At 65.9% G+C, this 23,402-nt stretch carries 24 protein-coding genes; 22 read left to right on the forward strand and 2 right to left on the reverse strand.

The genetic code is table 11. From position 1 onward, the window contains the following. Position 1: 1 nt before the first annotated feature. The 17 genes from ACEN9O_RS16980 to ACEN9O_RS17060 are packed head-to-tail and all read left to right on the forward strand — an operon-like array spanning position 2 to position 16,019. On the forward strand, positions 2-547 hold the full coding sequence (locus ACEN9O_RS16980) for a COG4648 family protein (RefSeq protein ID WP_495613035.1): 546 nt from the start codon (positions 2-4) through the stop codon (positions 545-547). Continuing rightward, positions 540-2,291, forward strand: a complete 1,752-nt coding sequence (locus ACEN9O_RS16985; protein ID WP_495613036.1) for an ApeI family dehydratase — start codon at positions 540-542, stop codon at positions 2,289-2,291. Before ACEN9O_RS16980 ends, ACEN9O_RS16985 begins: the two co-directional genes overlap by 8 nt. Continuing rightward, positions 2,284-3,033: a glycosyltransferase family 2 protein gene (locus tag ACEN9O_RS16990; RefSeq protein ID WP_495613037.1), complete on the forward strand. Its 750-nt coding sequence runs from the start codon at positions 2,284-2,286 to the stop codon at positions 3,031-3,033. Before ACEN9O_RS16985 ends, ACEN9O_RS16990 begins: the two co-directional genes overlap by 8 nt. Next, positions 3,030-3,971 carry a lysophospholipid acyltransferase family protein gene (locus ACEN9O_RS16995; RefSeq protein ID WP_495613038.1) on the forward strand — a complete coding sequence of 314 codons (942 nt, stop codon included), beginning with the start codon at positions 3,030-3,032 and terminating at the stop codon, positions 3,969-3,971. The genes ACEN9O_RS16990 and ACEN9O_RS16995 overlap by 4 nt, the downstream gene beginning before the upstream one ends. Continuing rightward, entirely contained in the window at positions 3,958-5,529 is a 1,572-nt protein-coding gene (locus ACEN9O_RS17000) for an HAL/PAL/TAL family ammonia-lyase (RefSeq protein WP_495613039.1), read from the forward strand. The genes ACEN9O_RS16995 and ACEN9O_RS17000 overlap by 14 nt, the downstream gene beginning before the upstream one ends. After that, entirely contained in the window at positions 5,516-5,950 is a 435-nt protein-coding gene (locus ACEN9O_RS17005; RefSeq protein ID WP_495613040.1) for an acyl-CoA thioesterase, read from the forward strand. The genes ACEN9O_RS17000 and ACEN9O_RS17005 overlap by 14 nt, the downstream gene beginning before the upstream one ends. Next, positions 5,947-6,558: an outer membrane lipoprotein carrier protein LolA gene (locus ACEN9O_RS17010; protein WP_495613041.1), complete on the forward strand. Its 612-nt coding sequence runs from the start codon at positions 5,947-5,949 to the stop codon at positions 6,556-6,558. Before ACEN9O_RS17005 ends, ACEN9O_RS17010 begins: the two co-directional genes overlap by 4 nt. After that, the gene (locus tag ACEN9O_RS17015) at positions 6,555-8,906 is read left to right on the forward strand and encodes an MMPL family transporter (RefSeq protein WP_495613042.1); all 2,352 of its coding nucleotides are present in this window, start codon (positions 6,555-6,557) and stop codon (positions 8,904-8,906) included. The genes ACEN9O_RS17010 and ACEN9O_RS17015 overlap by 4 nt, the downstream gene beginning before the upstream one ends. A gap of 4 nt (positions 8,907-8,910) precedes the next feature. Further along, positions 8,911-10,149 (forward strand): NAD(P)/FAD-dependent oxidoreductase, encoded by a 1,239-nt coding sequence (locus ACEN9O_RS17020; RefSeq protein WP_495618496.1) that lies wholly within the window; start codon positions 8,911-8,913, stop codon positions 10,147-10,149. Then, positions 10,134-10,703, forward strand: coding sequence for a DUF3261 domain-containing protein (locus ACEN9O_RS17025; RefSeq protein WP_495613043.1), 570 nt, complete (start codon positions 10,134-10,136; stop codon positions 10,701-10,703). Before ACEN9O_RS17020 ends, ACEN9O_RS17025 begins: the two co-directional genes overlap by 16 nt. A 9-nt stretch (positions 10,704-10,712) precedes the next feature. Then, positions 10,713-11,897, forward strand: a complete 1,185-nt coding sequence (locus tag ACEN9O_RS17030) for a beta-ketoacyl-ACP synthase (protein WP_495613044.1) — start codon at positions 10,713-10,715, stop codon at positions 11,895-11,897. After that, positions 11,894-12,355, forward strand: coding sequence for a hotdog family protein (locus ACEN9O_RS17035; RefSeq protein WP_495613045.1), 462 nt, complete (start codon positions 11,894-11,896; stop codon positions 12,353-12,355). The genes ACEN9O_RS17030 and ACEN9O_RS17035 overlap by 4 nt, the downstream gene beginning before the upstream one ends. Then, on the forward strand, positions 12,352-13,089 hold the full coding sequence (gene fabG, locus ACEN9O_RS17040; RefSeq protein WP_495613046.1) for a 3-oxoacyl-ACP reductase FabG: 738 nt from the start codon (positions 12,352-12,354) through the stop codon (positions 13,087-13,089). Before ACEN9O_RS17035 ends, fabG begins: the two co-directional genes overlap by 4 nt. Beyond that, positions 13,086-14,318 carry a beta-ketoacyl-ACP synthase gene (locus ACEN9O_RS17045; RefSeq protein ID WP_495613047.1) on the forward strand — a complete coding sequence of 411 codons (1,233 nt, stop codon included), beginning with the start codon at positions 13,086-13,088 and terminating at the stop codon, positions 14,316-14,318. The genes fabG and ACEN9O_RS17045 overlap by 4 nt, the downstream gene beginning before the upstream one ends. Before the next feature lie 10 nt (positions 14,319-14,328). After that, positions 14,329-14,772: an excinuclease ATPase subunit gene (locus ACEN9O_RS17050; protein ID WP_495613048.1), complete on the forward strand. Its 444-nt coding sequence runs from the start codon at positions 14,329-14,331 to the stop codon at positions 14,770-14,772. Between the two features lie 39 nt (positions 14,773-14,811). After that, positions 14,812-15,399, forward strand: coding sequence for a hypothetical protein (locus ACEN9O_RS17055; protein ID WP_495613049.1), 588 nt, complete (start codon positions 14,812-14,814; stop codon positions 15,397-15,399). Further along, positions 15,396-16,019: a 4'-phosphopantetheinyl transferase family protein gene (locus tag ACEN9O_RS17060; protein WP_495613050.1), complete on the forward strand. Its 624-nt coding sequence runs from the start codon at positions 15,396-15,398 to the stop codon at positions 16,017-16,019. Before ACEN9O_RS17055 ends, ACEN9O_RS17060 begins: the two co-directional genes overlap by 4 nt. Here the strand turns inward: ACEN9O_RS17060 and ACEN9O_RS17065 are convergent, their stop codons facing one another. Continuing rightward, complete coding sequence (locus ACEN9O_RS17065) at positions 16,020-16,886, reverse strand: polysaccharide deacetylase family protein (RefSeq protein WP_495613051.1); 867 nt, start codon at positions 16,884-16,886, stop codon at positions 16,020-16,022. Between the two features lie 104 nt (positions 16,887-16,990). Here ACEN9O_RS17065 and ACEN9O_RS17070 point away from each other — a divergent pair, with 104 nt between their 5' ends. Next, positions 16,991-17,719: a class I SAM-dependent methyltransferase gene (locus ACEN9O_RS17070; RefSeq protein WP_495613052.1), complete on the forward strand. Its 729-nt coding sequence runs from the start codon at positions 16,991-16,993 to the stop codon at positions 17,717-17,719. A 119-nt stretch (positions 17,720-17,838) separates the two neighbouring features. On the opposite strand, the gene ACEN9O_RS17075 is transcribed toward ACEN9O_RS17070, so the two are convergent. Next, entirely contained in the window at positions 17,839-18,468 is a 630-nt protein-coding gene (locus ACEN9O_RS17075) for an energy transducer TonB (protein ID WP_495613053.1), read from the reverse strand. A 150-nt stretch (positions 18,469-18,618) separates the two neighbouring features. Between ACEN9O_RS17075 and ACEN9O_RS17080 the strand changes: the two genes are divergently transcribed. From ACEN9O_RS17080 to ACEN9O_RS17095, 4 genes are all read left to right on the forward strand, one after another. Further along, positions 18,619-19,257, forward strand: coding sequence for a response regulator (locus ACEN9O_RS17080; protein ID WP_495613054.1), 639 nt, complete (start codon positions 18,619-18,621; stop codon positions 19,255-19,257). A 4-nt stretch (positions 19,258-19,261) separates the two neighbouring features. Then, positions 19,262-20,548, forward strand: coding sequence for a sensor histidine kinase (locus tag ACEN9O_RS17085; RefSeq protein WP_495613055.1), 1,287 nt, complete (start codon positions 19,262-19,264; stop codon positions 20,546-20,548). A 77-nt stretch (positions 20,549-20,625) separates the two neighbouring features. After that, complete coding sequence (locus ACEN9O_RS17090; protein ID WP_495613056.1) at positions 20,626-22,539, forward strand: MFS transporter; 1,914 nt, start codon at positions 20,626-20,628, stop codon at positions 22,537-22,539. A 115-nt stretch (positions 22,540-22,654) separates the two neighbouring features. Next, positions 22,655-23,401 carry a hypothetical protein gene (locus tag ACEN9O_RS17095; RefSeq protein ID WP_495613057.1) on the forward strand — a complete coding sequence of 249 codons (747 nt, stop codon included), beginning with the start codon at positions 22,655-22,657 and terminating at the stop codon, positions 23,399-23,401. Position 23,402 lies beyond the last annotated feature (1 nt).

A 23,402-nucleotide genomic window follows, 5' to 3' on the forward strand; every position in this document is an offset into this window, starting at 1 on the left:
GATGCCGATGACTGTCTTGACGGTGGCGGTGACGCTGCTGTATCCCTTGGCGATCTGGTTCGGGCATGGGCAGGTGGAGCCGCGCTGGCTGGCCGGCCTGTTGTTGCTGGCCGTGGCCACGCGCCTGCCCGCGCTGAAACTGAGCGGCGTTGCCCGCTGGTCGGCGGCGGGCGCGCTGGTGTTGATGGCGTGCGCGGTGTGGAGCAATCTGCTGCTGCCGCTGAAGTTGTATCCGGTGCTGGTCAATGCGGCGCTGCTGGCGGGCTTCGGCTACAGCCTGACGACGCCGATGTCGGCGGTCGAACGCATGGCGCGCCTGCGCGGCGAGGACTTCCCGCCGGTGGCGCAAGCCTATATGCGCAAGGTGACGCAGGTGTGGTGCGGCTTCTTTATCATCAATGGCTTGATCGCCTTCGCCACCGCGTTGTGGATGTCGGAGGCCGCCTGGTCGCTGTACACCGGCGTGATCTCATACGTGCTGATGGCATTGCTGTTCGGCGCCGAGTATCTGGTGCGCCTGCGTTTCAAGCGTCTGCATCATGTCTGACCGGATCGAAAATCTGTACGCCGCCATCGCGGCGCGGCCTGCCGACGACGTGGCCGGCTGGTGTGCCGGCTCGGTGATGAGCAATGCGCAGTGGCTGGCGCATGTCCATGCATGGCATGCGCTGCTGCGCGGCCAGCCGGGCAGCGACTTCGCGCTCTACCTGGACGACAGCCTGGAATTCGGCGCGGCCCTGCTGGGTGCCTGGCATGCCGGTAAAACCATCTGGCTGAGCGCCGATACGCTGGAGGCCAGCTGCGCCGCCTTGTGCACTTCGGTGGACGGCTTCCTGGGCCAGTTCCCTGCGGAGCTGCGGCCGCTGCAGCCCGCCGAGGCGGACGATGTATCCACCGCTGCGCAGATGGGCGGCGCCTTGTCTGCCGACTTGCCGGCGCTGGTCGTGTTCACGTCCGGCAGCACCGGCGCGGCGCAAGCCATTCCTAAAAAACTGTCGCAGCTGGCGAGCGAAGTCGAAACGCTCGATGTACTGTTCGGCGCCAACGCCGGCGACGCCGCCGTGCTGGCGACCGTCTCGCACCAACATATCTATGGCCTGCTGTTCAAGGTCCTGTGGCCGCTCAGTACCGGCCGCGCGATCCACGCGCTGAGCATCACCTATCCTGAAGAACTGGCGGCCGGCATGGCCGCCGGCCCATGCGTGCTGATTGCCAGCCCGGCCCACCTGAAGCGCTTGCCGGAGCATCTGGACTGGCGCGGCGCGACGGCTATGTTGCGCGCGGTGTTCTCGTCCGGCGGTCCGCTGGCGGCGGAAACGGCGCTGGCCGCCGGACGTCTGCTGGGCAGCGTGCCGGTGGAAGTCTACGGCAGCTCGGAGACAGGCGGCGTCGCCTGGCGCCAGCGCAGCGGTCTCACTGACGACGCCTGGCGGCCTTTCCCGACGGTGGCATGGCGCCTTGGCGCGGCGGACGACACGCTGGAAGTGCGGTCGCCGCATCTGGCCGACGACAACTGGCTGGCGCTGGCCGACCGTGCCGCGCGTGTCGGCGAGCAGCGCTTCCTGCTGCTGGGGCGCAGCGACCGTATCGTCAAGATCGAAGAAAAGCGCATCTCGCTGAGCGCGATGGAAGCTGCGCTGCTGGCGTGCGGCATGGTCGCCGAGGTTCGCGTCGTCCTGTGCGAACCTGGTGCCGGCGAGCGTCAGCGCCTGGCCGCATTCATCGTTCCGACGCCGGCGGGCCGCGCGCTGCTGGAGGCAGAAGGCAAGCCCGCATTCAACGTCCGCCTGCGCGCCGTGCTGGCGGCGGTGGTGGACGCGGTCGCGCTGCCGCGCCGCTGGCGCTATCTGGACCAGATGCCGGTCAACGCCCAGGGCAAGACCACGCTGGCAGCCTTGCTGGCGCTGCTCGACGGCGACGACGGCGCAGCCGACCGCCGTCCGCGCTTGCCGCAATTGCGCGAACTGGAACGCGAACCGCTGCGCGTGCTGCTGGAAGTGAGCGCGCCGGCCGACCTGCTGTATTTCGATGGTCACTTCGACGTCGCGCCCATCCTCCCTGGCGTAGTGCAGGTCGACTGGGCGATCCATTACGGCCGCCAGTATTTCAGCCTGCCGACGCGGTTCAAGGGCATCAACGCGCTCAAGTTCCAGCAGGTGATACAGCCGGAGACCCCGGTGCGGCTGGAATTGTTGCACGACCAGGCCACGGGCTGCCTGCAATTCCGCTACCTGTCCGAGGCTGGGCAGCATGCCAGCGGCCGCGTCATGCTGGGAGACGCGGATGCGTGATTTCAAACCCTGCATCGTGGTGCCGGTCTATAACCATGAACACGCGATCGGCGCCGTAGTGGCCGGGCTGCTGCGCCACAGCGCGCCGTGCATCCTGGTCGACGATGGCAGCAGCGCCGCCTGCGCCGCCGTGTTGGACGCGCTGGTGCAGCAGCATGCCGGCGCAGTCACGCTGGTCCGGCTGGCGCAGAACCAGGGCAAGGGCGTCGCTGTGCTGAGCGGCTTCCGCCGCGCTGCGGAACTGGGCTACACCCATGTGCTGCAAATCGACGCAGACGGCCAGCACGAAACCGCCGATGTGCCGAAGTTCCTGGCGCATGCCGCCGCCTGTCCGGACGCTATCGTCGCCGGCCATCCGGTCTACGACGAGTCGGTGCCGAAGGCGCGCCTGTACGGCCGCTACGCCACCCACATCTGGGTCTGGATCAATACCCTGTCGTTCGACATTAAGGATTCGATGTGCGGTTTCCGCGTCTATCCAGTGGCGCCGGTCAATGCGCTGGCGGCGCGCAGCCCTATCGGCGCACGCATGAACTTCGACACCGATATCCTGGTGCGGCTGTTCTGGGACGGCCTGCAAGTGGTGAACTTGCCGACCCGCGTCAGCTATCCGTCGGATGGCGTATCGCACTTCCGCGTCTGGAGCGATAATGTGCGGATCTCGTGGATGCATACGAAGCTGTTCTTCGGCATGCTGCCGCGCATTCCCCGCCTGCTGGCGCGCAAAAGGCAAGTCCGATGACCGCGCGTAGTTTGCACTGGGCCTCCATCAACGAGATTAGCTTCGTGGCGGGCATGCGCCTGCTGTTCTGGATCTGCCGCGTATTCGGCCGCTGGCCGTTTCGCGTGGTGCTGTATCCGGTGCTGGCCTGGTATGTGCTGAGCAAGCCGCGGCCGCGCCGCGCTTCGCAGGCGTATTTGCGCCGCGTGGCCAGCTACACGTCAACCTCCGCGCCCGGCGTGCTGCGCCACTTCGCCGCTTTCGGCGAGAGCATCCTGGACAAGATGCTGCTGTGGGGCGGCTTGTTCAAGCTCGATACGGTGGACCTGCATGGCAGCGAATTGATCACCGGCGCGGCGGCGGCCGGACGGGGAGGGCTGGTGATCTGCGCCCACCTGGGCAACTTGGAGCTGTGCCGCGTGCTGTCGCGCCAGCGCCGCGACATCAAAATGACGGTGCTGGTCCACACCAAGCACGCGCAGGCCTTCAACGATATGCTGGCCCGACTCAACCCGGAGAGCCAGCTGAATCTGATGCAGGTGACGGAGATGTCGCCGGCCACGGCGATCCTGTTGTCCGAGCGCGTGGCGCGCGGCGAGTTCGTGGTCATCGCCGGCGATCGCGTGCCGGTGTCGCACAATCCTCGTGTGGCGCTGGCCGATTTCATGGGCGCGCCGGCGCCGTTCCCGGTCGGCCCGTATGTGCTGGCCAATATCCTGCAATGCCCGGTGTTCCTGCTGTTCTCCATCCGCGACGGGCAGCGCTCGTCGCTGTATTTCGAGGCCTTCCGCGACGCCGTGAGTATACCGCGCCAGGGCCGCGACGCCGCCTTCCAGCAACTGGCCGGCGATTACGCGCGCCGCCTGGAGCACTACTGCCTGCGCGCGCCGCTGCAGTGGTTTAACTTTTATGATTTCTGGCACTTACCCCAATTGGAACGATCCGATGCATCTCGCTGACATAGCCCAACTCAATACCACGCCGCGTACCGTGCGCTTCGACCAGAACCGCCTGACGATCGAAGACATCGTCGACATCGCGCAAGGTCGTGCCGTTGCGGCGCTGTCGGACGATCCGGCCTTCCGCGCCGCGATCTCGCGCGGCGCCGACTTCCTCGACCGCCTGCTGCGCGAGGATGGCACCGTCTACGGCGTCACCACCGGCTACGGCGATTCCTGCACCGTGGTGGTGCCCCCGGAACTGGTGGCCGAGCTGCCTCACCACCTGTACACCTACCACGGCGTCGGCTTGGGCGAGTACTTCACGCCGGCGCAGACGCGCGCCATCCTGGCATCGCGCCTGGCGTCGCTGAGCAAGGGCTATTCCGGCGTCAGCGTTGAGCTGCTGCTGCAGATCACGCGCCTGCTCGACGCCGGCCTGCTGCCGTTGATTCCATCCGAAGGCTCGGTCGGCGCCAGCGGCGACCTGACGCCGCTGTCCTACCTGGCGGCGGTGCTGTGCGGCGAGCGCGAAGTATGGCGCGACGGCGTGCAAGTGCCGGCCGCGCAGGCCTTGAAGGAAGCCGGCATCACGCCGCTGCGCCTGCGCCCGAAGGAAGGGCTGGCGATCATGAACGGCACCGCCGTCATGACCGCCCTGGCCTGCATGGCCTATGACCGCGCCGAATACCTGGTCCAACTGACCACCCGCATCACGGCGATGGCCTCGTTCGCGATGGACGGCAACGCTCACCACTTCGACGAAGTGCTGTTCTCGGTCAAGCCGCACGGCGGCATGCAGCAGGTGGCGGCATGGCTGCGCAGCAATCTGCCGACCGACCAGTGGGAACGCAACGGCAAGCGCCTGCAGGACCGCTACTCGATCCGCTGCGCCCCGCACGTGATCGGCGTGCTGGCCGACGCCATGCCGTTCTTCCGCTCGTCGATCGAGAATGAACTCAATAGCGCCAATGACAATCCGCTGATTGATGCCGAAAACGAGCGCGTGCTGCACGGCGGCCATTTCTACGGCGGCCATATCGCCTTCGCGATGGACGGCATGAAGAACGCGGTCGCCAACCTCGCCGACCTGCTGGACCGCCAGATGGCGCTGCTGGTCGACAGCCGCTACAACCACGGCCTGCCGGCCAACCTGTCCGGCGCCACCGGCGCGCGCGCGCCGATCAACCACGGGCTGAAGGCCTTGCAGATCAGCGCCTCGGCGTGGACGGCGGAAGCGCTCAAGCTGACCATGCCGGCCTCGGTGTTCTCGCGTTCGACCGAGTGCCACAACCAGGACAAGGTCAGCATGGGCACCATCGCCGCGCGCGACTGCCTGCGCGTGCTGGAATTGACGGAGCAGGTCGTCGCCGCGCTGCTGATCACCGTGCGCCAGGGCGTATGGCTGCGTTGCCAGGTCAATCCGGAGCTGCAGCCGCAGGCCGCGCTGGCGGCGATGCAGGAAGCGCTGGGCGCCGACATCAAGCCGGTCGAGGAAGACCGCCGGCTGGAACCGGAACTGCGGCTGCTGCTGGAACGCATCCGCGCCAAGGCATGGGATCTGTATGCGCCGAACTAACAAGGAAAGCCGCTGGTTCGCGGAAGTCGAGATGCAGGTGCAGTTCTTCGACCTGGACCCGATGGAGATCGTCTGGCATGGCCGCTACGTCAAGTACCTGGAGGTGGTGCGCTGCGCGCTGCTGGACAAGATCGGCTACAACTACCTGCAGATGAAGGAGTCCGGCTACGCGTGGCCGGTGATCGACATGCAACTGCGCTACGTGGGCTCGGCCACCTTCGGCCAGACGCTCAAGCTGCGCGCCGATATCGTCGAATGGGAAAACCGCCTGAAGATCGACTACCTGATCACCGACGCCGCCACCGGCAAGCGCCTGAACCGCGCCAGTACCACCATGGTCGCCGTCGATATCGCTACCAAGGAGATGTGCTTCGTGTCGCCTCCTGTGCTGTTTGAAAAATTGGGGATAGAACCCGTATGAAACTGATGAAAACGATATTGCTGGCGGCCGTGTTGGCTGCGATGGGGCAGGTGGTCCATGCCGCTGTGCCGGTCGCGAAGATCCAGGCCATGCTGGCCAAGCCGCCTGTCATGTGCGGCCGCTTCGACCAGAGCAAGCAGCTGGCGGGCATGAAGAAGCCGCTGGCCGCCAACGGCCGCTTTTGCGTGGTCGCTGGCAAGGGCGTGTTGTGGCGCACCTTGCAGCCTTTTCCCAGCACGCTGCGGCTGACGCGCGACGAAATCGTCAACTACCAGGGCGACCGCGTGGCGATGCGCCTGGACGCCAAGACCGAGCCGACCGTCCGCATGATCAACAACGTGCTGTTCTCGCTGCTGTCCGGCGATCTGGCACAGCTGGAGACGCTGTTCGAAGTGGACGGCACGGTTGACGCCAACAGCTGGAACGTCGTGCTCAAGCCGCGCCAGGCGGCGCTGGAAAAAGCCATCGGCACCATCAAGCTCGATGGCGGCGCCTACGTGAAGACCATCGTCATGGGCGACGCCAGCGGCGACCGCACCACCATCGTGTTCTCGGCGATCCAGGCCGGCGACGCCGCGATGACCAAGGAAGAGGCGGCACTGTTTTGAGCCGTACCCGCCAACTTGCGCTGCTGTGGGCCCTTGTGGTCTGCATGCTGCTGGGGCATAACGCCTATCTGTGGCTGGTGCAGCGCATTGTGCCGGATACGGACATCATGGCGCTGCTGCCGGTGCAGGAGCGCGATCCCCTGTTGCAGCAGTCGTTCAGTCATATGGTCGACGCGGCGCAGCAGCGCGTGGTGGTGCTGGTCGGCGCGGCCGACTGGCAGGACGCGCGCCGCGCGGCGGACGCCTACAGCGCGGTGCTGGCCGCCCGCAAGGACGTATTCGAAGCGACACCGATCAACGAGCAGACGCAGAGCGACTGGCTGTCGCTGTTCCAGCAACATCGCCTGACGCTGCTGACGGCGCCGCAGGAAGCGCAGCTGCGCATGCAGCCGCCGCAGTTCTGGCTGGAAGCGGCGCTGGCTAAACTGTATAGCCCATTCGGCGGTCCGAACGTCGGTTCGTGGCAGGACGATCCATTCGGCCTGTTCGCCGGCTGGCTGCAGGAACGCGCGCAGGAAACCCCGGTCCGTCCGCGCGACGGCCATCTGTTCGTCGCTGACGCGCAGCGCCAGTACGTGCTGCTGCCGCTGACGCTGAAGGTGCCTGCGCTGTCGATGACGGCGCAGGAAACCGTGCTGCCCTTGCTGAAGCAGGCCGGCGACGCCGCCCGCAAGGCGACGCCGCAAGTTGAATTGATACAGGCCGGCGTGATCCTGCACGCGGCCAACGCCAGTGCCCAGGCCAGCGGCGAGGTGTCCACCATCGGCATCGGCTCGCTGCTGGGGGTTGTGCTGTTGATGTGGTTCGCCTTCCATTCGTTCAAGCCGATTTCACTGATCCTGCTATCGATCGGCATCGGCTGCCTCGGCGCGCTGTCGGTGTGCTGGCTGCTGTTCGGCCGCGTGCACCTGATGACATTGGTGTTCGGCGCGAGCCTGATCGGCGTGGCGCAGGACTACGGCATCTACTTCCTATGCAACCGGCTAGCGGCCGACGAGAAGCTGGCGTCGCCGGCGCTGCTGAAACGCCTGCTGCCGGGCCTCGGCCTGACGTTGCTGGCGGCGGTGATCGGTTACATGGGACTGGCGCTGACGCCGTTCCCCGGCCTGCGCCAGATGGCGGTGTTCTCCGCGCTTGGCCTGGTGTTCGCCTGGCTGACGGTGGTGTGCTGGTTCCCTGCGCTGATCGGCAGCCGAACCCTGAAGAGCGGGGCACTGGTGCGCGTCTACGGCGCGGCCCTGCTGCGCTGGCCGCTGCTGCGCATGAACCGCGCCACGCTGCTGGCCGCCGTGGCGTTCGCGCTGGCGGCGGGCTACGGCGTCAGCCGCCTTGGCGCCAATGACGACATCCGCCTGCTGCAAAATCCGCCCAAGCACCTGATTGCCGACCAGCTCAAACTGAGCAAGCTGCTGGACGCGCCAACGCCGGTGCAGTACTTCCTGGTGCGCGGCGATTCCGTCGAGACGGTGCTGCAACGCGAGGAAGCGCTGAAGGCGCGGCTGGACGTGATGTTGGCGGCGCGGCGCATCTCCGGCTACCAGGCGATGTCCAACTGGGTGCCGTCCGCACGCACGCAGGCGGCGCGCCGTCAGCTGATCGAAGACAAGCTGCTGGCCGCCGGCGGTCCGCTGCACGCCATCGCCGCGCAAACCGGCGAGGACGCGCAGTGGGTCGCCGCCACCGCTGCGGGCTTGCGGACCGCTGCGACGCCGCTGACGCTGGATGATTTTCTGAAGACTCCGGCCAGCGAGCCGTGGCGCCATTTATGGCTGGGCGATGTGAACGGCGTCTACGCCAGCATCGTCGCCTTGCGCGGCCTGTCCAGCACTGCGGTGCCGCAGGTGCAGCTGGCCGCCGATGGATTGCAAGGCGTGCAGTGGGTCGACAAGGTGGCCGAGATTTCATCGGTGTTGGGCCGCTATCGCCAGTATATGAGCTGGGTGGTGCTGGGCGCTTATGCGGTGGTGTTTGCGCTGCTGTTCCCGCGCTACCGGGGCCGTACCTGGCGCGTGCTGGCGCCGACCGCGCTGGCCAGCATCGCCGCGCTGGCCTTGCTCGGCTTCGCGTCGCAGAACCTCCAGCTGTTCCACGTGCTGGCGCTGATGCTGCTGCTGGGTGTCGGCGTCGATTACGGCATCTTCATGCAGGAACATCCCGACCGGCGCGACCGCACGCCGTGGCTGGCGGTCGGCATGTCGGCCGCGAATACGATTTTGTCCTTCGGTTTGCTGGGACTGAGTTCCACCCCGGCGTTGCAGGCGTTCGGCCTGACGATGCTGCTGGGGACCGCGCTGGTCTGGTTGATCGTCCCCTGTTTTGGCTCCACTAAAGAAAGTAACAATGACTGACGCAATGAACATCGAAGCCGTTGAAATCCTGATCGTCGGCGCCGGTCCCGCAGGCTCCCTGGCTGCCGCGCTGCTGCGCCAGCAGGGACGCCAGGTGCTGGTGATCGAACGCGAACAGTTCCCGCGTTTCTCCATCGGCGAGAGCCTGCTGCCGCAAAGTATGGCCTACCTGGAGCAGGCGGGCATGCTGCGGGCCGTGGTCGAAGCGGGCTACCAGTTCAAGAACGGCGCGGCGTTCATGCGCAACGGCCGCTATACCGATTTCGATTTCCGCGACAAGCACTCGGCCGGATGGGGCACCACCTACCAGGTGCAGCGCGCCGACTTCGATCATCTGCTGGCCAAGGAAGCGGAGCGCTTCGGCGCCGAGGTGCGCTATCGCCATGAGGTGCTCGATATTGAACTGGGCAAGGACGGCGCGCCGGCGCTGGTCACGGTCAAGGGCGAAGACGGCGCGCAGTACCAGGTCCGCGCCGGCTTCATCCTCGATGCCAGCGGTTTTGGCCGCATCCTGCCGCGTCTCCTGAAGCTGGAAACGCCGTCCAACTTCCCGGTACGCGGCGCGATTTTCACGCACGTCGAAGACGGCATTCATGGCGGCGGCTTCGATCGCACCAAGATCCGCGTGACCGTACATCCCACGCATTGCGATGTCTGGTTCTGGACCATCCCCTTCGCCGGCGGCCGCTGCTCGCTGGGCGTGGTGGCGGAGACCAGCTTCCTCGACCGCTACCAGGGCAGCGCTACCGAGCGCCTGCAAGCCATCGTGGCCGAAGAGCCATCGCTGTCGGCGCTGCTGGAGAACGCCAAGTGGGATACGCCGGCGCGCCAGATCGTCGGTTACTCGGCCAACGTCGACAAGCTGTGGGGCGAGGGCTACGCCTTGTTGGGCAATGCGGGCGAGTTCCTCGATCCGGTGTTCTCGTCGGGCGTGACCATCGCTTTCAAGTCGGCCAGCCTGGCCGCGGCGGTGCTGCAACGCCAGTTCGCCGGCGAGCAGGTGGACTGGCAGGCCGACTTTGGCGCGCCGCTGCGCAAGGGCGTGGATACGTTCCGCGCCTTTGTCGAGTCGTGGTATGCCGGCGGCTTCCAGACCATCATCTTCCACGAGAAGCAGCAGCCGGAAGTGCGACGCATGATTTCGGCAATCCTGGCCGGCTATGCCTGGGACCTGACCAACCCCTTCGTCAAGGAGACGCCGCGTCGCCTGGCGGCGTTGGAGGCGGTATGCGCGCAGGGGTAATGCGCCGGATCGCGCCTACGCTGGCGGGGCTGCTTGCGGCGCTGCTGCTGGCCGCCTGCGCCACCAAGCCGCCGCCGCAGGCCCGCCTTGGACTGAAGCTGGCGCCGGCGGCGTTGGGCATCTCGATCAGCGTGCAGCAGCACCTGAAGGTCGAGCGCAACGGCCGCACCGATGATCTCGATGTCGCGCTGCAGGTGGAGCCGGACGCGATCGACGTCGTCGGCCTGGCGTTCAGCCAGCGCGTGCTCACGCTGCATTACGACGGCAAGGAGCTGACCTCGTGGCGGCATGTGATGCTGCCGTCGCAGGTGCGCGCCGAGGACGTGCTGGAAGATATGCAGCTGACCCTGTGGCCGGCCGAGGCGATCGCCGCCGCGCTGCCGCAGGGCTGGCGGATCGCCGAGCAGGGCGCCCGTCGCACCTTGTTCCTGGATGATCAACCCATCATGCAGATCTCCTACAGTGGCATGCCGCGCTGGAGCGGCACGGTTGTTCTGGACAATTTGCGATATCACTATAAGCTGACGATACAGTTTGCCGCGCCTACCGACTGAGACCGACGAATGCTGAAATTTTATCTGAACGCTTGCGGCATTATCTGCGCGATGGGCGAAGGCCCGGCGCAGGTGAAGGCACGCCTGTACGCAGGCGAGACGGGCGTGGCGGCGACCGATAGCTGCTCGCCCGGCCGCGAGCTGCCGCTAGGCCGCGTGCGCACGGAACTGCCGTCGGTGGCGCATCTGCCGCCGCATCAGCGCAGCCGCAACAACGCGCTGGCGCTGGCGGCGCTAGCGCAGATTCGTCCCGATGTGGATGCCGCCATCGCGCGCTACGGCACCGACCGCGTCGGCGTGGTGATCGGCACCAGCACCTCCGGCATCGGTGAGACGGAGCTGGCCATCGCCCGTCATGTGGCGGATGGCGTACTGCCATCGGACTTCTACTACGGCCACCAGGAGATGGGATCGCCCGCCGAAATGCTGGCGTGGGAACTGGGCCTGGCCGGTCCGGCCTATGTGCATTCCAGCGCATGCTCGTCGAGCGCCAAGGCGATGGCCGGTGCCGCGCGCCTGATCAAGATGGGTTTGTGCGACGCCGTGCTGACCGGCGGCGTCGATTCGCTGTGCGCCTTCACGGTGGCCGGCTTTGCCGCGCTGGACTCGGTCAGCGCTGCGCAATGCAGCCCGATGAGCGCCAACCGCGACGGCATCAACATCGGCGAAGGCGCGGCCCTGTTCCTGATGAGCGGCGAGGCCGCCACGGTCGCCTTGCTGGGCTGGGGCGAATCGTCGGACGGCCATCACATGTCGGCTCCCGATCCGGCCGGCGTGGGGGCGCGGCTGGCGATGACGCAAGCGCTGGAACGCGCCAACGTGGCGCCGACACAGATCGACTACATCAACATGCACGGCACGGCGACCCGCCAGAACGACGCGATGGAGTCGGGCGCGATCGCGGCCTTGTTCGGCCTCGAAGTGCCGGTCAGTTCCACCAAGCCGTTCACTGGCCATACGCTGGGCGCGGCGGCCGCGGTCGAAGCGGCGTTGTGCTGGCTGGCCATGCAGGACGATAACCAGCAAGGCCTTCTGCCGCCGCACCTGTGGGACGGCGTGGTCGATCCGGCGCTGCCGGCGCTGAACCTGGTGGCGCGCGGCGCGGCACTGGGCCGCCCGCTGGGTCATGTTCTGAGCAGCTCATTCGCTTTCGGCGGCTCCAATGCGGCGCTGTTGCTGGGGAGGACCGCATGACGATGCCGGACGTGCGCGAGCTGGTGCCGCATTCCGGCCAGATGGTGCTGCTCGACCGCGTGCTGAGCGCGGACGACGACAACCTGTGCGCGGAAGTGCGCATCCATGCCGGCAGCATGCTGGCGGGCGAGGAGGGCGTCGGCGCCTGGGTAGGCATCGAATACATGGCACAGGCAATCGCCGCCCATGCCGGCTGGCTGGCCGTGCGGCGCGGGGAGGCGGTCAAGGTGGGCTTCCTGCTCGGATCTCGCAAATATGTCTGCGGCCTGCCGCTGTTCGCCAACGGCAGCGTGCTGCTGGTGCATGTGCAGCGGGTACTGCAAGGCGAAAACGGCCTGGGTGCGTTCGACTGCCGCATCGACGTCGCCGGCGGCGCAAGCGCGGTGGCGACGGCCACGGTGACGGTGTTCCAGCCGGATAATGTCAATCAATTTCTCAAAGATGGAAACGCAGTATGAATCAGAATAAGTCCATGAGCGTGCTGGTGACGGGATCGTCGCGCGGCATCGGTAAGGCGATTGCGCTGCGCCTGGCGCGCGACGGCTACGACGTGGTGCTGCATTGCCGCAGCCAGCGCGCCGAGGCCGACGCGGTCGCACAGCAGATCGCCGGAATGGGCCGCGCGGTGCGCGTGCTGCAGTTCGATATCGGCGACCGCGCCGCCACCGCCGCCGCACTGGAGGCGGACATCGAGCAGCATGGCTGCTATTACGGCGTGGTGTGCAACGCCGGTGTCGCACGCGACAATGCCTTCCCGGCGATGTCCGGCGAGGACTGGGATATCGTGCTGAAAACGAATCTGGACGGTTTCTATAACGTGCTCAATCCGCTGGTGATGCCGCTGGTTCAGCGCCGCAAGCCAGGCCGCATCGTCACGCTGGCGTCGGTGTCGGGATTGATCGGCAATCGCGGCCAGGTCAACTACAGCGCGGCCAAGGCCGGCATCATCGGCGCCACCAAGGCGCTGGCGCTGGAGCTGGCCAAGCGCGCCATTACCGTCAACTGCGTGGCGCCGGGATTGATCGAGACCGACATGACCAGCGAGGTGCCGATGGAAGAAGCGCTGAAGATGATACCGGCGCGCCGCGTCGGCAAGCCGGAGGAGGTGGCGGCAGCCGTCAGCTTCCTGATCGGCGAAGAGGCGGGCTACATCACGCGCCAGGTCATCTCCGTCAACGGCGGACTGGCATGAGCCGCCGCGTCGCCATCACCGGCATGGCCGGCATCAGCCCGATCGGCAACGACTGGGCCACGATCCGCGAGCGTCTGGGCCAGTACCGCAACGCCGTGGTGCGCATGGAGGAGTGGGAGGATTACGAGGGACTGAACACGCGCCTTGGCGCGCCGGCCGCGCCGTTCTCGCTGACCGAACGTTATAACCGCAAGGCGATCCGCAGCATGGGCCGCGTCGCCCTGATGGCCACGCGCGCCAGCGAACTGGCGCTGGCCGATGCCGGCCTGCTGGAGCACCCGCTGCTCAAGAGCGGCGACATGGGGGTGTCGTTCGGTTCGTCGGCGGGCACGCCGAGCGCCATCGGCGACTTCGGCCGCATGATGGAGGAGCGCACCACCAAGGGCATCAACGCGACCACCTATATCAAGATGATGGCGCATACGGCGCCGGTGAATATCGGCGTCTTCTTCGGCATCACCGGCCGTGTGATCACCACGTCCAGCGCCTGCACTTCCGGCAGCCAGGGCATAGGCTACGCCTACGAGGCTATCCGCGGCGGCAAGCAGCTGGCGATGGTGGCCGGCGGCGCCGAGGAGCTGTGCGCGACCGAGGCGGCGGTGTTCGACACGCTGTTCGCCACCAGCACCCGCAACGACGCAGGCCACACTACGCCACGGCCGTTCGACGCCGGCCGCGATGGTCTGGTGATCGGCGAGGGTGCCGGCTGCCTGATCCTGGAGGACCTGGCGCATGCGCAGGCGCGCGGCGCCGTGATCCACGCGGAGCTGGTCGGCTTCGGCACCAACAGCGACGGTTGCCACGTCACCCAGCCGAATGCTGCGACCATGCAGAAGGCGATGCAGCTGGCTTTGCAGGACGCCGGCTTGCAGCCATCGGACATCGGCTACATCAACGCGCACGGCACCGGCACCCACCAGGGCGATATCGCCGAGTCGCAGGCGACGCTGGCGGTGTTCGGCGATAAGACACCTATCAGTTCCCTCAAGAGTTATATGGGGCACACGCTGGGCGCGTGCGGCGCGCTGGAAGCCTGGATCAGCATCGAAATGATGCGCGAGGGCTGGTTTGCGCCGACCATCAATCTGGACGCAATCGATCCGGCGTGCGCGGCGCTGGATTACATCGCCGGCGAAGGGCGGCAACTGCAGTGCGAGTACGTGATGTCGAATAACTTCGCTTTCGGCGGCATTAACACGTCGCTGATTTTCAAACGGTACGTTAAATAGGAACACCACAATGAAGAAACTGCATTCCGCGATGGCACTGCTGGTATTGGCTGTGGCGCCGTTGTACGCTTCGGCCGCCGACAAGATGGTCCAGCTGCCGATCGCCGCCGCCATGGCCGCCAACAACGCGCAGCAGCGCCTGGGCGACAGCGTCAAGTTCTACTTCGCCGACCAGCCTACGCCGGCCGTGCAGACCAAGATCACCAGCGACAGGACCAGCCTGCGCACCAATGGCTTCGGCAAGTCGACCGAGAAGGCATGCAACTGGGTGTTCCTGTCGGCGATGCTGCAACTGCAGAAGCGCGCGCAGGAAGTGGGCGCCGATGGCGTGGTCAACATCGTCAGCAATTTCAACGACAAGGAAATGGCCAGCCAGACCGAGTTCGAATGCGCGGATGGCGCCATTATGGCCGGTGTCGCGTTGAAGGCCGATTTCGTCAAGTTCGCCAAATAATCCCACACAGACCATTTACCGACTCATTGAAAGATCGCCATGCATAAAAATATCCGTAACGCCGTGATGGCAGCTGCTGCAGGCGGCGCGCTGCTGATGACCGGCTGCGCGACCACGATCAAGGCGAGCAGCGCGCAGAATCCGCCACCGAAGGAGGCTTTCGCTTCCTACGGCCGCATTGAAGTCAAACCTGTGGTGTTCAAGGCCGGTTATGTTGGCGACGTCGCCGGCCTGGCCAAGATCGACGAGAACTTCCGCGCCGAGCTGGCGGCGTCGGTGGCGCAGTGGAACCAGCGTCCGGCCAACGGCCGCACGCTGGTGATCGAGCCGGTGGTCGACGAACTCTCGTTCAAGCACGGCGCCAAGCGCGTGCTGCTGGGGCCTTTGGCCGGCAGTTCGGGTGTCCTGATGCACGTGTCGATCCACGATGCCAACGGTGCCGTGATCGCCAACCCGGAATTCTTCCAACGCGCCGGTGCGATGGGGGCGGGCTTCCTGTGGGGCATAACTGACAACTTGATGCTGACGCGTGTCGGCAAGCTCTCGGCCAGCTATGTGATGGCCAATTATGACCGTGCGGTAGGCGGCCCGACCGGCGCCGACGACCAGGCGATCGCCCGGCAATGACAGTCGCCGCCTCGCTCTGGATGGCCGATGTTGATGGTGTGGCGGATGAGGATCTGCTGCGTCTGCGCGATTGGCTGTCCGCGAGCGAGATGGCGCGCTACCGGCGCTTTGTCCGCGCCCAGCGGCAGCGTCAGTTTGTCGCTGGACGGATCTTGTTGCGCATGGCGTTGGGCTCTTTGCTGGGCGTGGCGCCGCGCGATGTCGATCTGGAGGACAGGCCCGGTGCGGCGCCTTTGCTGAAGGCGCCCTTGGTGCGTGGACGCGCACCATGCTTCAGCATCTCGCACAGCGGGCGCTGGGTGGCGTGCGCCGTGAGCGCGCAGACCGCGCTGGGACTGGATATTGAAATGCGCGATCCGCAGCGCGATCTCGCGGCATTGGCGGCGCAGGCCTTCGATGCGGACGAGATGGCGCAGTGGGCGCGGTTGCAGGGTTTGGACGAGGCGCAGCGCGTCGTCGGCTTTTACAGTTTGTGGAGCGGGAAGGAAGCGCGCTTCAAGCTGGGCGAGGTCGCGCAGGCGCATCGCGTCGATCTGCCGCATGAGGAATTGTCGGTGGTGTTGTGCAGCGCCTTGCAGTTGAAGGCACCGCCGCGGATAGAGCTGGTTACGCTGGCGTGATCACTGCCACAGCCAGCCCCACAGGCCTGGCAGGTGCTGTTTGACGCTGGCGCTATCGACGGTGCTGGCCAGCGCTGCGCGCTCCAGTTCCTCACGGTCGTCGTAGAACGGCTTGGCGGCCAGCGGCATGTCGAGTTCGTGCGCGACGTCGACCAGGATCTCCAGGTACTCCTGGATGTGGCGAGAGGTGTAGGTGTTCACGTCATGGAAGGTGACGACCACCGGCGTGCTGCCGTCGACCGAGGGCATGGCGCCTGCGGCCCAGCGTTTGCGGGTCTCGGCCAGATGGGTGAGCATGTTGGAGCGCTTGTGCCAGCTGAAGTTGACGCCGTAGATCTTGCCGTCGTTGGCATTCAGGTCGGTCAGCAGCATGCGCATGCCGTGCTGGTGGTAGGAGGCCAGCGTATCGGCATCGTAGGCCCAGAACGGCGGGCGCACCAGCTTGGGCGCGACGCCGGTGACGGCGATCAGGTCGTCGACGCCGCGCTGCATCGACTCGTCCAGCGTCGCGCGGCTCATGAAGCGGTGATTGGAGTGGAAGGCGGTGGCGCTGTGGAGCGCGACCACATGGCCTTCGTCGTATTCGCGCCGTATCAAGCCGCGGCCGACCTCTGTGCCGCCTCCATACCAGGCGCGGGTCTGGGTGAAGAAGACGGCCTTGATGTGGTCCTGCAGCGGGTTGCTGGCCAGCGTTTCGAGGATATGCACGGTCGGATTGTCGCTGTCGGCGGCGGCCGGGCCGTCGTCGAAGGTCAGCAGGAATCGTATCGGCGGTATCGGCGCGGGCGGCGCATCCTGGGCGGCGGCGCAAGGGCTCAGCAGCATCGAGCAGAGTACAAGCAGCAGGCGGGAAAGATGGTTGGACACGGACAGTCGGCATAGCGCGTGGAACGGGACCGATATTGTACGTGGTTTTGCCGTCACGGTCGCACTCTTGAGATTTTATAAACTATGGAACAACAAAGGGTTTTATGAGCGCCAACCTGGATTTATTACAGCCACCAGCGGATCCGCATGTGCCGGAGACGGCGTTCGGCAAGTGGTTTCTGCGCACCGAGACGTGGACCGTGCACGTGCTGGAGCGCGCGCTGGCGGATTTGCAGCGCCTGATGCCGGCGGATCAGCCGCGCCATTTCGGCGTGGTGGCGGACGTGGGCTGTGGTTTCGGCCGTTCGCTCGGCAAGCTGCATCGGCGCTATGCGCCGCAGCGATTGATCGGCATGGATATCGATCCCGAGATGCTGCAGGAGTCGGCCAAGGAAGTGGCGGCGCTGAATATCGCCGCCGAGTTTATCTGCTGCTCCAGCTCCAACATCAAGCTGGAAGATAACTCGGTGGACCTGCTGTTCTGCCACCAGACCTTCCACCACCTGATCGACCAGGAGCGCGCCATCGCGGAGTTCTACCGCGTGTTGAAGCCGGGCGGCGTGCTGTTGTTCGCGGAGTCGACCAAGCGCTATATCCATTCGTGGATCATCCGCCTGCTGTTCCGCCATCCGATGCATGTGCAGAAGACCGCGCCGGAATACCTGGCGATGGTGCGCGACGCGGGGTTCTCTGTGCCTGACAACGCGGTTTCCTATCCCTTCCTGTGGTGGAGCCGCGAGGACCTGGGGCTGATGGAAACGGCGTTGCGCATCAAGCCGGCCGCCGTGCGTGAGGAAACGCTGATTAACCTGGTCGCGGTCAAGCCGCGATAGGTCTGAAAATCGCGGGGGTCAAGTCTGACATTCGGACACGGCCTCTGCCGTGGCGGCCGCCACGGCAGAGGCCGTGTCCGAATGTCAGACTTGACCCCCGCTTGTTTGAAGCGTTTGTTTTAATCGTCCAGGCTCCAGACGTACTGCATTTTGGTCCACGATTGCTGCGGTACGCCGTCCACGGTGCCGGGCTTGAAGCGGCATAATCCCAGCCCGACTTGCGCCGCGCGGTCCAGCTCTCGGAAGCCGCTGGATTTCTCCACCTTCGAATCGGCCACCCGGCCGTCGGTGCCGATCAGCAGTGCCAGCGTGACGGTGCCCGTGTCGCCGTTGCGCAGCGCGGACTTCGGATAGTCCGGCTTGGCGCAGGCCTTGGCGTCCACCACCGCCGCCACCAGCTGCGGCGCCGCCTTCACCACCGTCTTGGCGCCAGGTTCGGCGACCCCGGTCGGCGTGGGCTGGGCCGGTGGCTGGTCCGTCAGCGGCCGGGCCGTCACCGGCGGCGGGTTGGACGGCAGCACCGGCGTTTCCACTTGCGGCACGAAGATATCCGGCGGCGCCAGCTTGGGTAGCGGCACGTCCGGCGGCAGCACCTTTGGCGGCGGCACGGGCGCGGTCGGCGCCAGGTCGATCATCGCCTCCTTCACCCTGAACACCGTCAGCTTGGAGCCGTGCAGGAAGGCGGCCAGCAGCGCGACGTGCAACAGGGCCACGACGGTCAGACCGGTGAGATTCTTTTTCTGATGCATATGTGCTCCTTGGTGGTGGTGGGATTGCTATGTGTTGGAAGTATACTATTCCATGTAATAGCAAAATAAAAGGGAAATCATGGAATATTTTGCGCTGTCATGGTGTGGTATGCTTCCATCATCGGGTAGCAAATATTCCAGGAGGTAGTAGTGAAGAAGATACGGGTCATGCTGGCGGACGATCATCCCATCGTCATGACGGGCTTCGCGATGTCGCTCGAAGGGCAGGGGCTGCACGTGGTGGCGCAGGCGCGCACGCCGGAAGAGGCGCTGGAGCAGTACAAGCAGCTCAAGCCCGACGTGGCGGTGCTGGATATCCGCTTCGGCGAACAGCTCACCGGATTGGACGTGGCCAAGCAGATCCTGGCGCATGCGCCGGACGCCGCCATCGTCTTCCTCAGCCAGTTCGACCAGGACAGCCTGATCAAGGAGACCTACCGCCTCGGCGGGCGCGCCTTCATGACCAAGGATTGCGATCCGGCCGACCTGGCGGCGGCCGTGCGGCGCGCGCATGACGGCGAGCTGTACTTCCTGCCGCAGATCGCCGAGCGGCTGGCCAACCTGTCGGTGCGCGGCGACGCGTCGCCGCAGTCGCAGCTGGACGAGCGCGCGCTGGAGATCTTCACGCTGATGGCCGAAGGCCTGACCAACGCGGAGATCGCCGAGAAGCTCGACGTCTCCACCAAGACCATCAGCAACATCAGCCAGGCCGTGAAGGAAAAGCTGGGCGTGCACCGGCCGGCCTATATTACGCGGCTGGCCGTCAAGCACGGCCTGATCGAGCCGTAAGCGGATGCGGTTCAACTTCTGGCGCCACTGGAGCGTGCGCGCGCGGCTGCTGTGCGTCACCGTCATCCCGCTGGCCTATATGTTTAGCACCTTCGTCTGGTACGCCTACCATTCGCGGCTGTCCGAGGTGCGCGAGGAGTTGGCCGAGCGCGGCCCGCTGGTGGCCAAGGTGCTGGCGCAGAGCAGCGAATTCAGTCTGCTGTCGCACCGCTACGATGACCTGCGGCTGACCATCAACGGCCTGCTGCAATCGGATGCCAGCATCGACCGCATCGAAGTGCTGGACGCGCAACGGCATCAACTGGTGCAAGCCGCCGCGCATGCGCCGGGCCAGCCGGACGCGCGCTACTACGAGGCGCCCGTGCTCAAGCGGCTGATGTTCGTGACCATGCTGACGGCCGACGGCAAGCCCTACCTGAAGGACAAGCCGGCCGGCAGCAGCAGCGCGGTCGAGACCATGGGCTATGTGCGGGTGACGATGTCGCCGTCGGCGCTGCTGCTCAAGCAGACGCACCGTTTTTATGTCGAGCTGCTGGTGGCCAGCCTTGGGCTGTTGGTGTGCGCGCTGCTGGCGTGGCAGCTGTCGCAGGGCTTGAACGCGTCGCTGCAGGCGTCGATGCAGGCGCTGCGCGCGGCCGATGCCGAGAAGCGCCGCCTGATCCGCAAGGTCAACACCGCCGTCGAGGATGAGCGCAAGAGCATCGCGCTGGAGATCCACGATGAGCTCAACGCGACGCTGATCGCCGCGCGGCTGGAGGCGCAGCGCATCGTCGACGTCAGCGAGCCGGGCGAGGTGCGCGAGCGCGCGCAGACCATCATCAAGCTGGCGCTGGGGCTCTACAACAGCGGCCGCACGCTGGTGCGGCGCCTGCGCCCCGAGGTGCTGGACATGCTGGGCCTAGAAGGCGCGGTGGAGGAGATGGTGCGCCATTACGACCGCGCCCATGCCGGCTGCCGCTTCGCGTTCCGCGCGGACGGCGACTTTGCGCGGCTGGAAAGCGGCATCGGCATCTCGGCCTACCGCATCATGCAGGAAGCCTTGTCCAATATAGCCAAGCACGCGCGCGCCACGCAGGTGACGGTGGCCCTGTCGCTGAACGGCGAAGGGCTGCGCATGGAGATCGCCGATAACGGCGCCGGCTACGACTCCGCATTGGCGTCGTCCGGCATCGGCATCGTCGGCATGCGCGAGCGGGTGGCCGCCTTCGAGGGCCGGATCGACATCGCCACCGCCATCGGCGCCGGCACACGCATCGTCATCTTCATCCCGCAGGTCGCGTCGGTGTCCTGAGGGCACGGCGGCATTGAGCATAGGGTTATAATCCGTTCAACCTTTCCGTACCACCCATCAGAACGGATGACGCAGACATGAGCCAGCCCAATCAGTTTTCCCTGTTGTCGCAACGCCGCTTCGCGCCGTTTTTCTGGACCCAGTTCCTCGGCGCGTTCAACGACAATCTGTTCAAGACCGCGCTGGTGGTGATGCTGACCTTCGATGCGATGAGCTGGACCACGCTGTCGCCGTCGCTGATCACCAACCTGATCCCCGGCCTGTTCATCCTGCCCTATGTGCTGTTCTCGGCCACCGCCGGCCAGCTGGCCGACAAGTTCGAAAAGTCCGGCCTGACCCGCTTCGTCAAATGGCTGGAGGTCGCCATCATGTGCATCGCCGGCCTTGGCTGGATGACGCACACCCTGTGGCTGCTGGTCACCGCCGTGGTCGGCATGGGCGTCCACTCGACCCTGTTCGGCCCTGTCAAATACGCCTACCTGCCGCAGCAGCTCAAGCCCGATGAACTGATCGGCGGCAACGGCGTGACCGAGATGGGCACCTTCGTCGGCATCCTGCTCGGCGAGATCCTGGGCGCGGTGCTGGTGGTGCAAAAGCCCAACGGCATCGCCTTCGAAGCCGTCGCCACCATCGCCGTGGCGCTGCTCGGCCTGGTCGCCAGCTACCGCATCCCGCTGGCGCCGGCGCCGGCGCCCGAGCTCAAGGTGAGCTGGAACTTCATCGGCGAATCGGTCCGCAACATCAACTTCTCCCGCAAGAACCGCGTGGTGTTCCTGTCCATGCTGGGCAACTCGTGGTTCTGGTTCTACGGCGCGCTGGTGCTGGCGCAGTTCCCCGTGTACGCCAAGGATTACCTGCACGGCGACCACAGCGTGTTCGTGCTGCTGCTGACGGTGTTCTCGCTGGGTGTGGGCAGCGGCTCGCTGCTGTGCGAGCGCCTCTCCGGCCGCAAGGTGGAGATCGGCCTGGTGCCGTTCGGCTCCATCGGCCTGTCGGTGTTCGGCGCCGACCTGTACTTCTCCAGCCAGGGCTTCGCCGCCGGCGCCGGCTCCGTGGCGCTGGCAGCCGGCCCGCACCTGGACGCCTTCGCCCTGATGGCGCAACACGGCATGTTGCGCATCCTGTGCGACGTGCTGTTGATCGGCATGTTCGGCGGCTTCTTCATCGTGCCGTTGTTCGCGCTGATCCAGACCCGCTGCGATCCCGCCCACATGTCGCGCACCATCGCCGGCATGAACATCCTCAACGCGCTGTTCATGGTGGCGGCGGCCGGCCTGGCCATCGTGCTGCTGGGGCGAGGCTTCACCATCCCGCAGCTGTTCCTGGTGACGGCTGCGCTCAACGCCCTGGTGGCGATCTACATCTTCTCGCTGGTGCCGGAGTTCCTGATGCGCTTCCTGGCCTGGATGCTGATCCACACCGTGCACCGCGTGCGCACCATCGACGCCGAGCATATTCCGGCCGAAGGCGCGGCGGTGCTGGTGTGTAACCACGTCAGCTACGTCGACGCCATCGTCATCGGCGCGGCCAGCCCACGGCCGATCCGCTTCGTGATGGACCACCGCATCTTCAAGCTGCCGCTGCTGGGCTGGATCTTCCGCACCGCGCGCGCGATCCCGATCGCGCCGGCCAAGGAAGACCCGTGGCTGATGGAGAAGGCCTACGTCGATATCGCGCAGGCGCTGCACGAGGGCGACCTGGTGTGCATCTTCCCGGAAGGCCGCCTGACCAGCACCGGCGAGATCAACGAGTTCAAGGGTGGCGTGGCCAAGATCGTCGAACGCAGCAAGGTGCCGGTGATCCCGATGGCGCTGCGCGGCCTGTGGGGCCACCTGCTGAGCCGCAGCGGCGCCAATGTGTTCGAGCGCGCCTTCCGCACCGGCCTGCGCTCGCGGCTGGCGCTGGCGGTCGGCGTGCCGATGCCGCCGCAGGACGTGACGCCGGAAGGCCTGCAGCAGCGCGTGCTGGCGTTGCGTGGCGACTGGAAGTAAGCGCCAGTTACCAATTATTACAAGATTGATTACAAATTAATTACTAATAATGCATGCTTTTCTTTAAACTAGGTGTCGATGCCTCAGTAGGGCATCGCACACACTAGGGAAAACCATGACCATACAACGATATCTGCTTGCCGCGCTGTCCGCGACCGGCGTCCTGACGCTGGCCGCCTGCGGCGGCGGCGGCGGCGATCTTTTTCCAAACATCTTCGACGAGCACCTGCCCGCGCCGGTGGCGTCCACGGTGACGGTGGATTTCAACAACGGCATCGACGGCTGGCACAGCGACGTGGCCGACTACAGCGACAAGACCAGGCCCACTGAAATAGCCTCGGGCTGGAAGGACTTGCCGGCGCCGTTGAGCGGCAAGGGCTACTACCTGGCGTCGCACAACAACAGCGACGATGTGCTGACCTATGTCACGCACCAGCTGGGCGGCTTCGTGAAGAACACCGAGTACAACGTGACCTTCGAATTGCACTATGCGACCGATGCGGGCACCGGCTGCGCCGGCGTCGGCGGTTCGCGCGGCGACAGCGTGTACATGGTGGCGGCGGCGGACTACTTCAACATCGAGCCGGTGCTGCGCCCCGACGGCAACTATCGCCTGAACCTGGACCGCGGCAACCAGGGCGTTTCGGGCACCCAGGGCAAGGTGCTGGGCACGCAGGGCGTGGCGGGCCTCGGTTGCGCCGGCGGAAACTGGGCCAGCACCAGCCGCAAGTCGAGCGACCCCATCGTGGTGAGGGCCGACAAGGACGGCAATTTCTGGATCATGTTGGGCGCGGACTCCGGCTTTGAAGGCAGCAACGCCGTCTACCTGCAGGGCGCGACCATCAACATCACCCCGCACTGAG

The organism is Duganella sp. Dugasp78 (assembly GCF_059491455.1).

Bases quoted from the DNA above. Each gene is read 5' to 3' on its own strand.
- ACEN9O_RS17045 (WP_495613047.1), top strand. From the start codon at position 13,086: ATGAGCCGCCGCGTCGCCATCACCGGCATGGCCGGCATCAGCCCGATC.
- ACEN9O_RS17000 (WP_495613039.1), top strand. From the start codon at position 3,958: ATGCATCTCGCTGACATAGCCCAACTCAATACCACGCCGCGTACCGTG.
- ACEN9O_RS17030 (WP_495613044.1), top strand. From the start codon at position 10,713: ATGCTGAAATTTTATCTGAACGCTTGCGGCATTATCTGCGCGATGGGC.
- ACEN9O_RS17070 (WP_495613052.1), top strand. From the start codon at position 16,991: ATGAGCGCCAACCTGGATTTATTACAGCCACCAGCGGATCCGCATGTG.
- ACEN9O_RS17010 (WP_495613041.1), top strand. From the start codon at position 5,947: ATGAAACTGATGAAAACGATATTGCTGGCGGCCGTGTTGGCTGCGATG.
- ACEN9O_RS17075 (WP_495613053.1), bottom strand. From the start codon at position 18,468: ATGCATCAGAAAAAGAATCTCACCGGTCTGACCGTCGTGGCCCTGTTG.
- ACEN9O_RS17090 (WP_495613056.1), top strand. From the start codon at position 20,626: ATGAGCCAGCCCAATCAGTTTTCCCTGTTGTCGCAACGCCGCTTCGCG.
- ACEN9O_RS17060 (WP_495613050.1), top strand. From the start codon at position 15,396: ATGACAGTCGCCGCCTCGCTCTGGATGGCCGATGTTGATGGTGTGGCG.
- fabG (WP_495613046.1), top strand. From the start codon at position 12,352: ATGAATCAGAATAAGTCCATGAGCGTGCTGGTGACGGGATCGTCGCGC.
- ACEN9O_RS16990 (WP_495613037.1), top strand. From the start codon at position 2,284: ATGCGTGATTTCAAACCCTGCATCGTGGTGCCGGTCTATAACCATGAA.
- ACEN9O_RS16995 (WP_495613038.1), top strand. From the start codon at position 3,030: ATGACCGCGCGTAGTTTGCACTGGGCCTCCATCAACGAGATTAGCTTC.
- ACEN9O_RS17050 (WP_495613048.1), top strand. From the start codon at position 14,329: ATGAAGAAACTGCATTCCGCGATGGCACTGCTGGTATTGGCTGTGGCG.
- ACEN9O_RS17020 (WP_495618496.1), top strand. From the start codon at position 8,911: ATGAACATCGAAGCCGTTGAAATCCTGATCGTCGGCGCCGGTCCCGCA.
- ACEN9O_RS16980 (WP_495613035.1), top strand. From the start codon at position 2: ATGCCGATGACTGTCTTGACGGTGGCGGTGACGCTGCTGTATCCCTTG.
- ACEN9O_RS17005 (WP_495613040.1), top strand. From the start codon at position 5,516: ATGCGCCGAACTAACAAGGAAAGCCGCTGGTTCGCGGAAGTCGAGATG.
- ACEN9O_RS17095 (WP_495613057.1), top strand. From the start codon at position 22,655: ATGACCATACAACGATATCTGCTTGCCGCGCTGTCCGCGACCGGCGTC.
- ACEN9O_RS17055 (WP_495613049.1), top strand. From the start codon at position 14,812: ATGCATAAAAATATCCGTAACGCCGTGATGGCAGCTGCTGCAGGCGGC.
- ACEN9O_RS16985 (WP_495613036.1), top strand. From the start codon at position 540: ATGTCTGACCGGATCGAAAATCTGTACGCCGCCATCGCGGCGCGGCCT.
- ACEN9O_RS17025 (WP_495613043.1), top strand. From the start codon at position 10,134: ATGCGCGCAGGGGTAATGCGCCGGATCGCGCCTACGCTGGCGGGGCTG.
- ACEN9O_RS17085 (WP_495613055.1), top strand. From the start codon at position 19,262: ATGCGGTTCAACTTCTGGCGCCACTGGAGCGTGCGCGCGCGGCTGCTG.
- ACEN9O_RS17035 (WP_495613045.1), top strand. From the start codon at position 11,894: ATGACGATGCCGGACGTGCGCGAGCTGGTGCCGCATTCCGGCCAGATG.